This is a genomic window from Ruminococcus sp. AF20-12LB, assembly GCF_003478985.1.
Lineage (GTDB): Bacteria > Bacillota > Clostridia > Lachnospirales > Lachnospiraceae > Blautia_A.
In genome coordinates this window covers 18,546-32,387 of sequence record NZ_QUGH01000013.1, presented here as the reverse complement: position 1 = coordinate 32,387, position 13,842 = coordinate 18,546, and the positions used below count along the sequence as shown (strand labels likewise).

The 13,842-nt window shown below is 44.7% G+C and carries 12 protein-coding genes; 5 read left to right on the top strand and 7 right to left on the bottom strand.

The annotated features are described in order from the left end of the window. Positions 1-44: 44 nt before the first annotated feature. Entirely contained in the window at positions 45-482 is a 438-nt protein-coding gene (locus DWX61_RS14995; protein WP_118626123.1) for an FMN-binding protein, read from the top strand. Positions 483-505: 23 nt separating this feature from the next. Here DWX61_RS14995 and DWX61_RS14990 read toward each other — a convergent pair whose 3' ends face one another. The 4 genes from DWX61_RS14990 to DWX61_RS14975 all read right to left on the bottom strand — a co-directional run bounded on the left by DWX61_RS14990 (position 506) and on the right by DWX61_RS14975 (position 5,440). Continuing rightward, a complete protein-coding gene (locus DWX61_RS14990; protein ID WP_118514270.1) occupies positions 506-2,455 on the bottom strand; it encodes an NAD(+) synthase in 1,950 nt (649 codons plus the stop codon). Positions 2,456-2,474: 19 nt separating this feature from the next. Beyond that, positions 2,475-3,356, bottom strand: a complete 882-nt coding sequence (gene hslO, locus DWX61_RS14985) for an Hsp33 family molecular chaperone HslO (RefSeq protein ID WP_015527218.1) — start codon at positions 3,354-3,356, stop codon at positions 2,475-2,477. An 18-nt stretch (positions 3,357-3,374) separates the two neighbouring features. Then, positions 3,375-4,148, bottom strand: a complete 774-nt coding sequence (locus DWX61_RS14980) for a class I SAM-dependent DNA methyltransferase (RefSeq protein ID WP_118626121.1) — start codon at positions 4,146-4,148, stop codon at positions 3,375-3,377. A gap of 176 nt (positions 4,149-4,324) precedes the next feature. Then, a complete protein-coding gene (locus tag DWX61_RS14975) occupies positions 4,325-5,440 on the bottom strand; it encodes a hypothetical protein (RefSeq protein ID WP_243101157.1) in 1,116 nt (371 codons plus the stop codon). Positions 5,441-5,943: 503 nt separating this feature from the next. Between DWX61_RS14975 and DWX61_RS14970 the strand changes: the two genes are divergently transcribed. Next, positions 5,944-6,507: an ECF transporter S component gene (locus tag DWX61_RS14970; RefSeq protein WP_118626119.1), complete on the top strand. Its 564-nt coding sequence runs from the start codon at positions 5,944-5,946 to the stop codon at positions 6,505-6,507. Between the two features lie 48 nt (positions 6,508-6,555). Then, the gene (locus tag DWX61_RS14965) at positions 6,556-7,686 is read left to right on the top strand and encodes a pyridoxal-phosphate-dependent aminotransferase family protein (RefSeq protein WP_118626117.1); all 1,131 of its coding nucleotides are present in this window, start codon (positions 6,556-6,558) and stop codon (positions 7,684-7,686) included. A 90-nt stretch (positions 7,687-7,776) separates the two neighbouring features. On the opposite strand, the gene DWX61_RS14960 is transcribed toward DWX61_RS14965, so the two are convergent. The 3 genes from DWX61_RS14960 to DWX61_RS14950 form a co-directional block, all read right to left on the bottom strand. Next, positions 7,777-8,598, bottom strand: a complete 822-nt coding sequence (locus DWX61_RS14960) for a carbohydrate ABC transporter permease (RefSeq protein ID WP_118626115.1) — start codon at positions 8,596-8,598, stop codon at positions 7,777-7,779. Then, positions 8,598-9,479 carry a carbohydrate ABC transporter permease gene (locus DWX61_RS14955; RefSeq protein WP_226843038.1) on the bottom strand — a complete coding sequence of 294 codons (882 nt, stop codon included), beginning with the start codon at positions 9,477-9,479 and terminating at the stop codon, positions 8,598-8,600. The genes DWX61_RS14960 and DWX61_RS14955 overlap by 1 nt, the downstream gene beginning before the upstream one ends. Before the next feature lie 84 nt (positions 9,480-9,563). After that, entirely contained in the window at positions 9,564-10,889 is a 1,326-nt protein-coding gene (locus DWX61_RS14950; RefSeq protein ID WP_015527223.1) for an ABC transporter substrate-binding protein, read from the bottom strand. 284 nt (positions 10,890-11,173) lie between these two features. Here DWX61_RS14950 and DWX61_RS14945 point away from each other — a divergent pair, with 284 nt between their 5' ends. Further along, positions 11,174-12,976, top strand: coding sequence for a sensor histidine kinase (locus DWX61_RS14945; protein ID WP_118626113.1), 1,803 nt, complete (start codon positions 11,174-11,176; stop codon positions 12,974-12,976). A gap of 4 nt (positions 12,977-12,980) precedes the next feature. Further along, on the top strand, positions 12,981-13,748 hold the full coding sequence (locus tag DWX61_RS14940) for a response regulator transcription factor (protein ID WP_118368961.1): 768 nt from the start codon (positions 12,981-12,983) through the stop codon (positions 13,746-13,748). The last annotated feature ends 94 nt before the right edge of the window (positions 13,749-13,842 follow it).

Here is a 13,842-nt window from a genome sequence, read left to right as displayed (position 1 = left end):
ATCCCGATAATAAACTATACAAAAAGCTTTGGGAGGCGTGCGCCATGAGTTCCAAAACCAGGATCATCGTTCTACATATGAAAGAGATCATTTACACAGCTGTCTTTCTGGCTCTGGCTGTTGTTCTGGCTGTCGTTCTTTTCTTCATGTTCGGTCCCGGAAAAAATGCCAGTCATACAGCCGGCGAAAAATCCCGCTACAAGCCGGGCGTCTATACCTCTTCCATCACTCTGAATGATAATACCTTCGATGTGGAAGTTACTGTAAATGCTGACAGGATCAAGGCCATCCGTCTGGTGAATTTAAATGAAACGACAAAAGCTTCCTATCCTCTTATGGAACCGGTTCTGGATTCTTTGGCAAGTCAGATCTATTCCAGTCAGTCCCTGGAAGACATTCAGTATGCAGGAGACCGGAAATATACCTCCCAGGTGCTCCTTTCAGCTATCACGGACGCAATAAAAAAAGCGGAGAACACTTAAGCTCTCCGCTTTGCGATCTACGTTCAGATTTCAATCTTCTCCAGCACATCCTGCCAGATCCTTGCACTTGCATCACTTGGCATTCTGAGATCTCCTCTTGGAGAAAGTGCCACACTACCTACCTTCGGGCCATCAGGCAGACAGGAACGCTTGAACTGCTGGGCAAAAAATCTCCGATAGAAGGTTTTCAGCCATTTCAGGATCGTCTCTTTATCATAAATCCCGTCAAAGGTCAGGCAGGCAAGCCTGTAGATCTTATCCGGTGTAAATCCTGCACGCAGCATGTAATACAGATAAAAATCATGAAGCTCATAAGGTCCTACCAGATCCTCAGTCTTTTGAGCGATCTTGCCATCCTTAGGAGGAAGAAGCTCCGGGCTTACCGGAGTATCCAGGATATCCAGAAGAACCTCCTTCAGTTCCTCATCTCCGCAGGTATCCGCATAATAACGTACCAGATGACGTACCAGTGTCTTTGGAACAGAAGCATTCACACCATACATGGACATGTGATCGCCATTATAGGTCGCCCAGCCAAGAGCCAGCTCGGAAAGATCTCCTGTTCCCACAAGAACGCCGCCTTCCTTATTTGCCGTATCCATCAGGATCTGGGTGCGCTCACGTGCCTGGCTGTTCTCATACGTCACATCGTGGATCTCCGGATCATGTCCAATATCCCGAAAATGGATATTTACCGCCTCTTTGATATTTACCTCGGTAAGCCTTGCACCAAGGCAGCGGCTTAACTTGCAGGCATTCTGATAGGTTCTGTCTGTGGTTCCAAAGCATGGCATGGTCACACAGTGGATCTGCTCTCTCGGCATTCCCATCCGGTCAAAGGCACGTGCCATTACAAGAAGCGCCAGGGTAGAATCCAGTCCTCCGGAAAGTCCTACCACCGCACTCCTGCTGTGAATATGCTCCATACGTTTCTTAAGTCCCATAGCCTGGATGTTCAGGATCTCCTCGCAGCGCTCATCACGCTCTTCCTTCACAGACGGAACGAAGGGATACTGTGGATATTTTCTGGTAAGTCTTGTTTCCTCCTCTGCTACGGAAAAATCAACTCTTGTATGACTGCAGGTAGAAACTGCCGGATACGTGGACATTCTTCTTCTCTCATCAGCCAGTCTCTGCACATCGATCTCACTGTAAATGATGCTGTTCTCAAAGCGTCTGCTTTCCGCAAGCATGGAACCGTTCTCTGCGATCATATTCTGTCCGCCAAACACGAGATCCTGGGTAGACTCCCCTTCCCCTGCACTGGCATAAATATATCCGCAGATCAGTCGTGCTGACTGCCCGCTTACCAGAGTTCTCCGGTAGGAATCCTTACCTACCATCTCATCACTGGCAGAGAGATTAACGATGATATGCGCACCGTTGATGGCATGACGGATACTTGGCGGCGCAGGGACCCAGAGATCCTCACAAAGCTCTGCTGCAACGGTGAATTCCGGAAATTCCTTACATTCAAAGATCAGCTCTGTTCCAAAAGGAATTTCATCCCAGAACTCATCCTCCTCATTTTTCTCGCACTTCAGGAAGTCCACAAATTCCACATCTTCTTCCTCTGCACCTGCAAACTGTCTCTGCTCATAAAACTCATTATAATTCGGAATATGAGTCTTCGGCACAAATCCCACGATACGGCCATGATTCAGAGCTGCTGCCACATTATAGAGCTTGCCTCTGTGACGCAGCGGGAGTCCCACAAAGATCAGGGCGTCCGTCTCCCTTGTCTCCTCCGCAATATGCAGAAGCTCATCCCACGCACTGTCCAGAAGACATCTCTGGAGAAAAAGATCGTGACAGGTATATCCAGTGATACAAAATTCCGGAAATACCATCAGCTTGACATGTTCCTTTTCCATTTCATGAATGGCCTTAAGGATTTCCTCTCCGTTTGCCTTGCAGTCTGCAACGGTAACTCTCGGCGTTGCCGCTGCCACCTTGATAAAACCATGCTTCATTTTTTCTTCCTCCCGAGTTTTATCGCTTGCACTCTCTTATGATCCTCTTAAGATCTTCCACGGTAAAATTATAATTCTTATTGCAGAAATGACAGTTCATCTCAATGTCCTTGCCTTCCTGGATCATCTCGTTAAGTTCTTTTCTTCCGATGCTGATCAGCGCTTTTTCCACACGCTCTCGGCAGCAGTTGCAATGGAACTGTGTGGGCAGTGTATCATTGATCTCTATGTCAAAGCCTTCCAGTACTTTTTCAAGAAGACTTTCCGGTGTGTGCCCCTGCTCCAGAAGATTGGTAACAGAATCGATCTTTGATACGTTTTCCTCAAGCTTTGCGATCACCTCTTCCTCTGCAAAAGGCATCAGCTGTACAATAAAGCCTCCCGCCTGACGGACTGTATTATCCTTATTCATCAGCACACCCAGTCCTACCGCAGACGGAACCTGCTCGCTGGTTGCAAAATAATAGGTGAGATCTTCTGCAATCTCGCTGGTCTGAAGAGCAACCTGTCCCACATATGGCTCTTTCAGTCCCATATCCTTGATCACATCCATAAAGCCTACGCCGACAGCTCCCGCAACATCCAGCTTGCCTTTGCTGTTTGCCGGGATACATACATCCGGATTTCCCACATAACCCTTTACATTTCCGTGAGAATCTGCAGTTACTGTGATTCCCTGCAATGGTCCGCCTGCATGGATCCGAAGTGTAAGGAGATCCTTTTCTCCTTTCATCATAGCTCCCATCATAGCACCGCCGGTAAGGAGACGTCCCAGTGCCGCTGTTGCCACCGGACTGGTGTTATGATTCTTTCTCGCTGTCTCCACCATATCGGTTGTAACAGCCGCAAATGCACGGATCTGGCTGTTTGCCGCTGTTGCTCTTACAATATAATCACTCATATAAAAAAATTTCCTCCTTTATTTCTTTTCTGACGGAATTTCTTTTCCATGTTCTCTGGCCACAAAAGTCAGTCTTCCGCTGTCCGGCTTCGGCACATCCTTGGTGTATGCGTCATAAACCGCCAACGGGATCAGGCCTGCCTTTTCAAGAAGTTCCCTTACTTTCTCTGGATCATAGGCCTTCTGGTAATGAATTTCCTCGTCTCTCTCATAAAGACCATCTTCTCTCGGAAGAAACAGAGTCAGATCATACACATTGATCCCGGTCTCCTCATCAAATTCATTTTCCCAGATAAAGCTTCCCTCTTCCCGATTCTCTGCAATAGTCGTATTTCCAAGCATTTCCCGGTATTTATATGGGGTGTTCATATCAAATATGAAAATTCCATCCGGATCAAGATAATTGTTCACCAGTTTAAATACAGTAAGCAGATCATCCTCCTCTGTGATGTAATTCATACAGTCACAGACGCTGACGACAGCACGTACCGTTCCATAAAGTTCAAACTCCCGCATATCCTGTTCCAGATAAAGGATCTCATGACCGGATTCTGCACGTTTTTCCATAGCTTCGCCAAGCATTTCCTCAGAATTATCCACGCCTATCATATCATAACCGGACTCAGCCAGAAGCTCTGTCATCACTCCGGTCCCACAGCCAAGTTCCAGCACGATCCCGTCTTCAATTCCGTATTCTTTAAGACTTTCTATAAGATATTCCGCCCATTTTTCATATTCCACATTGTCCATGAAAATATCATAAACTCTGGCAAAATCGCTGTATGCTTCCATAAAAACCTCCAAATATTTTTCGGACGTTCCATCGCCCGCAGCGTTCACATTATACCATGTCTTCCTGTATAAGTATACGCCTCTGACATAATATGACACAAAAAATCCGGGACCGCAGCCACAAAAGCTGTGATCCCGGAATTCTTATCTAACCGAATCTCCTGCTGCTCCAGGCTTTACTGTACAGGCATATAGTATACGTCTGCAGCCTCACCGTGCCAGTAGAAGCTTGTTCCATCCTCTTCATATACATCACAGTCATACTGAGAAGAGAAGGTGAAACGGTTTCCTTCGTTATCCATCCATGCACCGTTTCCGTCCGGAACGATAACACGTGGTTTACCATCGGAGTTTCTGTAAATAGTTCTTGTCTCATCTGTGTTGCCAAGCTGCTCATCTGTAAATCCGCCATTTACGATAGCACCGGAGGAGCTGCTGTCAGTGGATGCAGTTCCATCGGAAGAACCGTCAGATGTGCTACTTCCGTCAGACGCTGCACTTCCGTCGGCAGATGTGCTTCCGCCGGCAGCTGTAGTTCCATCTGCTGCTCCGTCAGTAGAAGCTGCTGCATTACCATCTGCAGATGCATTTCCGTCAGAGGAAGCTGCTGCATTATCTTTACCGGCAGTCTTGGCTGCGGAACCATTTGCCGCACTCTTCAGAGTGGAATCACCAAGGATCGCAAAGCTGTCGACAGACTCCTGAACCTTTTTCAGAGCATCCTCTTTTTTAACAGAGGCCACAATGCTGTAATACTCGCTGTCACTTACAAAGTATTTATTGATAGCATATACATAACCGTCACTCTTGGTCGTATCCTTATATTTCACAGTATAAGAATAAATGTTGATTCCGTCTTTCTGATCTGCCTTGTAATCCTGGATCTCAAAATCGGTTCCATTTACCATGTTCTCTGCCTGTGTCATGGAAACTGCCATATCCTGGGAGTTCGGGATCACTGCGGATTCCAGGTCAGCACCGGAGCCATGAAGGATCAGGATCCTGCCCTGGTCCGGAGACTCGAAGCTCACCATATCTGTCTCATCGGACTTGTTGGCCCAGGTTGCATCCGGAAGCTTGATCGCTACAGATTTATCCTTGGATGTATAGGTTGTATTCTGTGCATCTGCTGCAACAGTCGGTGTAACCTTCGCTTTTTTCGCCGGTGTCGGAGTAGGAGTAGACTCCACAACCACGCTGTCCTCTTTTCCTCCTCCGAAACTACATGCCGTCATGACACCAGAAAGAGCAACAGTCATAGCTAAAAGTGCAATAAATTTTTTATTCTTCATAGTATCCTCCTCATAATCATCATCAGTCACAAAGTGTGTCCGGAACATTCACTCCTGAACACACTCTTTGCTATAGTTTACGATTTTATTACAGCTTTGTCAATTGATTTCTCCCTGTACTTTATGAATATATCTCGGGTTTTCTGTGACCTTCACTCACAAAAAACACCTCGCGGGACATTGCCGGTGAACCGTAAGCAGACATCCTGCTCCGTACAGGATTTTTCTAACATTATAATCTTCCCAGATATACCTATCTTATTCTCTTCCTATGCTGACCCTGTATTTCCCGTTTTACGCCTTCATTACGAAAACTCTGTTTTATTCCCCACCAGGTAAACCTCCTGTTTTAATGACAAATATCCCTCTCAGATCTGTCCCCTCTTTTTTTTCTATAATTGTGTCTTTATTCATGTACACTCATGTTGTAAAGTATACCCAACCAAAAATATATGAAAAGAGGACATCAATACATCGATGTTTTCGGGAAAGGATCTATCACTATGGAAAAAGCAGTTCAGACATCTCAGAGAACTGACCAGGAGCTTTCATCTGTTCAGTTTCTCACCATTACAGCCGCATTTGTTGCACTGACTTATATCTTCACCGCATTTATTAATGTTAAGCTTCCGATCGCAGCCAACGGCGGACTGATCCACCTTGGAAATGTGCCGTTATTCATCGGTGCCATTTTATTCGGAAAGAAAACCGGAGCCATTGCCGGTGGGATCGGAATGGGGCTCTTTGACCTTCTCTCCGGCTGGACCCTGTGGGCACCATTTACTCTTATTATTGTAGGGATCATGGGCTTCACAGTAGGTAAGCTCACAGAAGATCACCGGCACCAGAACATGAAATGGTATGTGATCGCCATTGCCGCAGCCTGCGTGATCAAAGTAGTAGGATACTACATTGCAGAGGTTATCATCTATGGAAATCCACTGGCACCGGTATCTTCCATCCCGGGAAACCTGGTCCAGATCGGTGTTGCAGCTGTCATCGTTCTCATAGTGATCACCCCCTTAAACCTTGCAGCAAGAAAAACCGGATTAAAAAAACAGCTGTAACAGCAGCCGTAATTTACGGAAATAATATAAAGATCAAGAGGTGAGCTTATGTATAAGATCATGACACCGGGACCTACACAGGTCGCAGAAAATGTCCGTCTGGCAAGAAGCATGGAATGCACAAATCCAGATCTGGACGAAGATTTTGTCGAATTTTATAAAGAAACCTGCGAGAAGATCAGTTCTCTTCTCCATACCTCCAACGAAACCCTCATCTTAAGCGGTGAGGGTATCCTTGGACTGGAGGCTGCCATTGCTTCCATGACTGAGCCCGGAGATAAGGTTCTTGTTCTGGACAATGGTATCTACGGAAAAGGCTTTGCCGATTTTGTTTCCATGTACGGAGGCAGACCGGAGCTTTATACCAGAGATTATCAGAACACTCTCGATGTAAAGGAACTGGAAGCTTTCCTTGCGGATAACCACGACTACAAATATGCAACCGTAGTACACGGTGATACTCCAAGCGGCATGCTTAACGATGTAGCTGCCATCTGCCCGCTTCTAAAAAAATACGGGATCCTTACCGTTGTAGATTCTGTCTCCGCTTCCTTCGGCGAGCCTCTGAACATTGATGTATGCCAGATCGATATCATGTGCGGCGGATCACAGAAGGTGGTATCTGCACCTCCGGGACTTACCTTTGTTGTAGTCAGCAGTGATGCAAAGAAATCCATGGCAGACCGTAAGACACCAATTGCTTCTTTCTATGCCAATCTTACAGCTTTTGCACATTATTACGAAGAGAAATGGTTTCCATATACAATGCCGATCAGCGATATCTACGGACTCCGCGCTGCCATTGACAACATCGCAGCAGACCCTGCCATCCTCTCCCGCCACGCAAAGATCGCCAGTGCCTCCAGAAAAGCCATCACAGGCGCAGGCCTGAACCTTTACCTGCACAGCGGATATTCCAATACAGTTACTGTTTTTGAAGTACCGGAGGGCACAACAGCCGAAGCGATCCTTGATGGAGTAAAAAAAGACTACAACATTATGCTGGCAGGTTCCTTCGATGTCCTGGCTGGCAAAGTGATCCGCATCGGACATATGGGAAACAACGCTACATTCTATAATGTAAGAGAAGTTTTCGCTGCCCTGGACGGAACTTTACGCAGGCTTGGCGTTCCGCTTAAGGCTTCCATGGAGGAGATCTTCTGCAAAAACATGCAGTAATTTCTGAGATTTCAATAGTAAAAAGCACTGTAAGATAAATCCAACTTTTCATCTCGCAGTGCTTTTTTATAATTCTTATAATATTTTTCTTTATTCTTTTACCGCACCGGATGTCATACCACCTACGATGTATTTCTGGCCGATCATGTAAACAATGATAACCGGGATACAGGTAAGTACGATATCAGCAAAAATATAGTTCCAGTAACTCTTGTTCTTTCCGAAGAACTGATATACAGCCATTGTCATCGGGAAGAGACGGCTCTTGCTTGACAGATACAAAGGTGTGAGGAAATCACTCCATACTGTCATGAACTGAAGGATAAAACATGTTACCATAGTTGGTTTCAGAAGCGGCATGATGATCTTGAAGAACAGGCTTAACGGGCCTGCGCCGTCGATAACAGCAGCCTCGTCCAGCTCAACCGGGACAGAGATTACGAAGTTACGGATGGTAAATACACAGAACGGAATCATTGCACTGGTAAATACCATGATAATGCCAACTCTTGTATCGTTCAGGTGCAGTGTACTGAGTACACGTACCAGAGTTACATAGTTGACCGGAAAAAACAGTCCACAAAGTACAAAATAATACAGAAATACATTTAACTTTGTTCTCTTACGGCACATGACAAATGCAGCCATTGCACAAAGTACAACGCCAAGTGTTGTAGCGATCAGCGCATATGCAAAACTGTTCAGGAATCCCTGGATCAGGCTTCCTTTTTCAATAACCTCAGAGTAGTTGGAAAATACCCACTCTGTAGGAAGTGCCAGACTCATTCTGGCTGCCTCTGCTTTTGTCTTAAAAGAGTTGATCAATACCATATAAAATGGAAGCACGACACATAAGCAAAGCAGGATACATACAACATGTTTTAATAAATTCTGAATTCTTTTTTTTGCCATTACTGCTGTACCTCCTGTTTACTTAATGTCTTAACAATAAATACACCTATGATCGCTGTAATTACAAGAAGAACAGTATTCAATGCAGAAGACATTCCATACTGGCCTCTGGAATAGAGCTGGAATGCATAAGTTGTAAGAACCTCTGTTGCATGTCCAGGACCGCCGTTTGTAAGTACATAAACAATATCGAATACTTTCAGACCATATGTAATACCAAATACAAGGTTGATCATGATAGCACCACTCAGCATCGGAAGTGTTACATACCGAAGTCTCTGCCAGAAGTTTGCACCATCGATCTGCGCAGCCTCATAATAAGATTTCGGAATCGTATTCAGACCTGCAAGGAAGATAGTCATGACATAACCAATGCCTCTCCACGCATCTACACCATAGATGGATTTCCATACAATAGCCAGATCAGACAGCCATTTCTGTTTGAAGATTCCAAGATGGAATGCATCAAGAAGTGTGTTTAAAAGTCCGTTATTATAATTCAGGATGGATTTAAATACAAGACCAATGATTACAAAAGGCAGAATAGACGGCAGGTAGAGCAATGTTCTGTAAAGCCCTTTGCCTTTAAGTCCCTCCTGAAGCATAATCGCGATCAGAAGAGCCGGGATCAGCTTAACGATGTTGGAAATGATAGTAAACTTCAATGTATTGCCAATACCGCTCAGATAAGACTTATCTGATGTAAAAATCTCAGCAAAATTCTGCAGTCCCACAAAATGAGTACCATTAAGAACACTTCTGGAGTTCCAGTCTGTAAAGGAGTAACCAACACCCATTACACTGGGAAGCAGGAAAAAAATAATATATAATGCCAACGGCAGTATCAGAAACCACTGTGGATAGATTCTCTTCTTATTCACAGAAAGCACCTCCTGTTTTAAGTTAAAACAGAGCCGGCAAATACCGGCTCTGCCTTCGGGTCAACTAGTTTTAAGTTCTGTTATTTATTTCCAGTTCTCGTCGCCTACAGTTTTTGCTGCCTCAGCACGGTTGGTATCCATGTTCTTAAGAACATCATTTGCTTCCATCTCGCCCTGGCAGAATGCAACCATATCCTGACCAAACTGTGTCCAGTAATCGTTTGTATATTTTGTACCTGTCTGAAGTGTTACAACAGCCTTCTTGTCATCCGGAACTGTTTTAAGGAACTCCTGCTCCTCCGGCAGCCAGTGCTGCTCAAGCTTGTCATCGTTAACGTCAAGGTTTGTGTATGCCGGAGAGTTATCAAGAATTTCCTGAAGGCTCTCTGTTGTTGTAACGAAGTTGAAGAACTCTTTTACAAGATCCTCATGCTCTGTTCCCTTGTAACCAAACATTGTCGGGCCGGAGTTGCTGCTTGGATACCAGGTATTGTCGCCAAGTGGCTCAAGGAACATTCCAAACTCATCAGATGTGCCTGTGTCTTCCTGGATCTGTTTGATGAAACTGGAATTTGCAAGTGCCATTGCACAGTTTCTGTCACCAAATTCGTTGGACATGTTTGTACTGTCTGTTCCGATCCAGTCTTCTCCGAAGTATCCTGCATCAGAGAGTTCTTTGAACTCATTCAGAACTTCAAGCATCTTCTCGTTATCTGCAAATGTTGCTTTGTTTTCATTTAATTCGTCATAAAGACCAGGTGTTGCTTCTTCATAAACGCCGCCGATCTGGAAAAATGCCAGCTGATGCTGCCATCCATCTGCACCAGGCATGAACCAAGGTGTGATTCCTGCATCCTGGATCTTACCGCAGAGTTCTTTCAGCTCATCATATGTTGTCGGTACTTCCCAGCCGTTCTCTTCGAACAGTGTCTTGTTGTAAACCATTACATACTCCGGAGATGCGTTCCAGATCTGAAGTCCGTACAGTTTGTCATTGTATACGCAGGACTCTTTTCTTGTCTCCGGCATAACATTCTCCCAGGAAGCTCCTGTAAAGTCGATGCAGTATTTCTCAGGATCAACGATGGTAGATTCAATTGCAAACGGGTTGGACTGGATCCAGAAGATATCTGCACAGGAATCTGTAGCAAGTTTGGACTGAAGAAGATCTGAATACTGATCAGCCGGAATTGTCTGAAGGTCTACGGTAACATCGTAGGTATCCTCAAAACGTTTAATTGTCTCATCGTAACGATTGTCCATCCATCCTGCTGAAACCAGGATGCTGAGCTCCTCGCCTGCGAAATCGCTCTTCTCATCCGCTGCAGATACGTTCACTGCAAGTCCTGTCGTCATGGAAGCGATCATTGCTGCTGCACAGGCTACTGCCAGAAATCTCTTTCTTTTCATTAATGTTTCCTCCTTTTTTGAACTGATTTTTCGTTCTCTCTTGATGATATTAGTTTATCATCTGATCATTTTAAAAGCCATGGATATTCCTGCCCTGTATTTGTACTTTTTTCACAGTTTATTATACTTTTTTCATATTTTCCGTAACTATACACAAGTTTCTATTGACATTTTCAAGCACTATTTCAGAATTACATTTTTACGGTTTGTACTTTTTTTACAAATGTGCTATACTTTTAGCCAATGTTTTGCACGACCATTTCACACACAGGGGGCTTACCAATATGAAAACACGCAGTCTGCAGTCCAAACTTTTTATCGCCTATCTTGGCATGGCCTGCCTGATCCTTTTTTCTTTTGCCATATTCTTTTATGTTTTTTCATCCGGGCAGCTGAAGAAAAGCCAGATCAGTGCCATGAGCACCTTAAATTCCACATTTCAGTCCCAGGTAGACTCTGCAATCCAGAATCTTGACACTGTATCTGTAAACATCAATTACAGCAACATGTCGAAATCCGTTCTCGACCAGAAATTTGACCTTAATATTTCCGATGAAATGCTTTCTGCCATGTCCGATCTTTTTATCTCCTTAAGCGGCACTGAATTGAAAGCAGATCAGGTAAATCTTTATGATTTCTCCGGATATGTGCTCCAGGCCGGCCTTTCCACCATGGTCAAAAAAAGCAACGACTCTCATAATGAATGGATCCAGAAAGCCCGTGAAGCCAACGGAAAAAAAGTCCTGACAGCTCCTTACAGCACTTACGTCTATTCAAAATCTGCCCGCTATCCCCAGTGGTTCATCTCCCTGTACCGCTCCTTCACCAACCAGTACGGCCGTGGTGTCGGCGTGATTGAAACCGCCAAACAATGTAAATCCATCTTTAAGAGCATCATTTCCTATGAGAAAAAAAATCACGGAAATGCTGCCAGTGTCTATGTTTTCAATGAGTCCGGCGATCTTATCTATCCTTATGATATCACAGCCGACGATACCAATGATATTTCAAAATATTACAAACTTACTGATTCTGACCAGGATACCCTTACCATACAGAGTCCCGTCACAGATCAGAAAGAATACGTCTCCAGACTGAATTCCGCATATACAGGCTACACTTATCTGACTATCCAACCGGAATCTGTGATCCTTGCCCCTGCATACAAAATGCTGAAGATCCTTCTGGCTGTTGTTGCTACTTTTCTTGCCGCAGCAGTAATCATTTCCTACAGGCTTTCCCGCTCTGTAGTAAAACCGGTGAAACACCTGAAGCACATTATCCAGCGTATGGAACTGGACACTCTCGGCCAGGAAAAAGTCACTTCCTATCCGGTTTCCGTCAATGAACTGGAAGAACTGTATCAGGCATTCCAGCTGATGAGCGATAACCTAAAAGATTCCATGACTCAGCTTAACGAAGCCAAGGAGCAGGAAATGAAAGCACGCAGCATGGCTTTGCAGAGTCAGATTAATCCTCATTTTTATTACAACTCTCTTTCCAGCATTATGGTGCTTGCAGAAAACGGAGATACGGATACCGTGGAAAAAATGTGCCGCAATCTTTCCAGGATCATGCGTTATATTACCAATACTGCTGAAACAACTGTAACACTCCGCGAAGAGCTTGATTATGTCCAGAAATATCTCTACTGCATGAAGGTCCGCTACCAGTCCAGTCTGAATTATTCCATTGATGTAGATGAATCTCTTCTGGATCAGCCGGTTCCGAAGCTGATCATCCAGCCTATTGTGGAAAACGCTATCAAATATGGTTCTGACTGCGAACCGCCATGGACTATCACAATCAGCAGTACAATAAACCAAAACAGCTGGCAGATCGATGTTACAGACACCGGACCGGGATTCACTGAAAAAGCCAAGAAAAAAATAAATTCAGATATCATGAATGCCATTCGAAATCCCGGCATGCCTGCTTTGAAGATCAACGGTCTTGGCACTGTCAATGTATTTCTCCGCTGGAAACTCTTCTGCAAAGATGACATAATTTTCAGGTATGGAAATACAGCGGACGGCCACGGAATTGTTTCTATTGGACGGTATTTTCAGACAGATGCGGAGGAATAATACTATGAACTATACTGTTATTGTGGCAGAAGATGAAGAACTTCTTCTGAATAATCTGGTACATAAGATTGAAAAAGCAGATCCTGATTTTCAGGTGATCGGCACAGCACAGACAGGTGCACAGGCCCTCTCGCTGGTGGAACAGATGAGCCCGGATGTGGTATTTACGGATATCAAGATGCCCGTCATGGACGGAATCACCCTGCTCACCAGGATCCGTGATCAGTTTCCCTTTACGAAATTTGTGATCACCAGCGGATTTTCTGATTTTAAATATGCAAAAAAAGCCATCACGCTGAAGGTTTCTGATTACCTTCTGAAGCCTGTAGATCCGGACGAACTCCAAAATGTTCTCCTTAAGATCAAACAGGAACTTCAGATCAAACGTGATGACTACGAAACCGTATTCGCCCCAGGTGCTTCCTGCATGTCACCGGGACAGATTGCAGAGCTTCTCAAGAACTTCATGGTACAGAATTATGCAGAGGATATCAACCTGAACCTGATTGCAGGAACCATGAACTACAGTCCCAGCTACCTGACCAAAATCTTCTGTCAGGTCTATGACTGCACCCCTACCAAATATCTGATCAATCTCCGGATGAGCCATGCACAGAAGCTGCTGATCCATGAGCCTTCCCTTTCTGTAAAACAGATCGGTGAAATGTGCGGCTATCACGACCAGGGATATTTCAGCAGGATCTTTAAGAAACATACAGGGAAAAGCCCTCTGGAATATAAAGATGAGGGAGAGAGCCAGCAGATCAGTTAATAAATTTTCCAGGTATATATAAACAAAAAAGTCATTTCACGACGTCCGGTTATGCTCTGTTCCCAAAGCATCCGGCTTCTGAAATGACTTTTTA

Excerpts from the sequence above, each read along its gene's own strand:
- DWX61_RS14995 (WP_118626123.1), top strand. The coding sequence starts at position 45 with ATGAGTTCCAAAACCAGGATCATCGTTCTACATATGAAAGAGATCATT.
- DWX61_RS14990 (WP_118514270.1), bottom strand. The coding sequence starts at position 2,455 with ATGAAGCATGGTTTTATCAAGGTGGCAGCGGCAACGCCGAGAGTTACC.
- hslO (WP_015527218.1), bottom strand. The coding sequence starts at position 3,356 with ATGAGTGATTATATTGTAAGAGCAACAGCGGCAAACAGCCAGATCCGT.
- DWX61_RS14980 (WP_118626121.1), bottom strand. The coding sequence starts at position 4,148 with ATGGAAGCATACAGCGATTTTGCCAGAGTTTATGATATTTTCATGGAC.
- DWX61_RS14975 (WP_243101157.1), bottom strand. The coding sequence starts at position 5,440 with ATGAAGAATAAAAAATTTATTGCACTTTTAGCTATGACTGTTGCTCTT.
- DWX61_RS14970 (WP_118626119.1), top strand. The coding sequence starts at position 5,944 with ATGGAAAAAGCAGTTCAGACATCTCAGAGAACTGACCAGGAGCTTTCA.
- DWX61_RS14965 (WP_118626117.1), top strand. The coding sequence starts at position 6,556 with ATGTATAAGATCATGACACCGGGACCTACACAGGTCGCAGAAAATGTC.
- DWX61_RS14960 (WP_118626115.1), bottom strand. The coding sequence starts at position 8,598 with ATGGCAAAAAAAAGAATTCAGAATTTATTAAAACATGTTGTATGTATC.
- DWX61_RS14950 (WP_015527223.1), bottom strand. The coding sequence starts at position 10,889 with ATGAAAAGAAAGAGATTTCTGGCAGTAGCCTGTGCAGCAGCAATGATC.
- DWX61_RS14945 (WP_118626113.1), top strand. The coding sequence starts at position 11,174 with ATGAAAACACGCAGTCTGCAGTCCAAACTTTTTATCGCCTATCTTGGC.
- DWX61_RS14940 (WP_118368961.1), top strand. The coding sequence starts at position 12,981 with ATGAACTATACTGTTATTGTGGCAGAAGATGAAGAACTTCTTCTGAAT.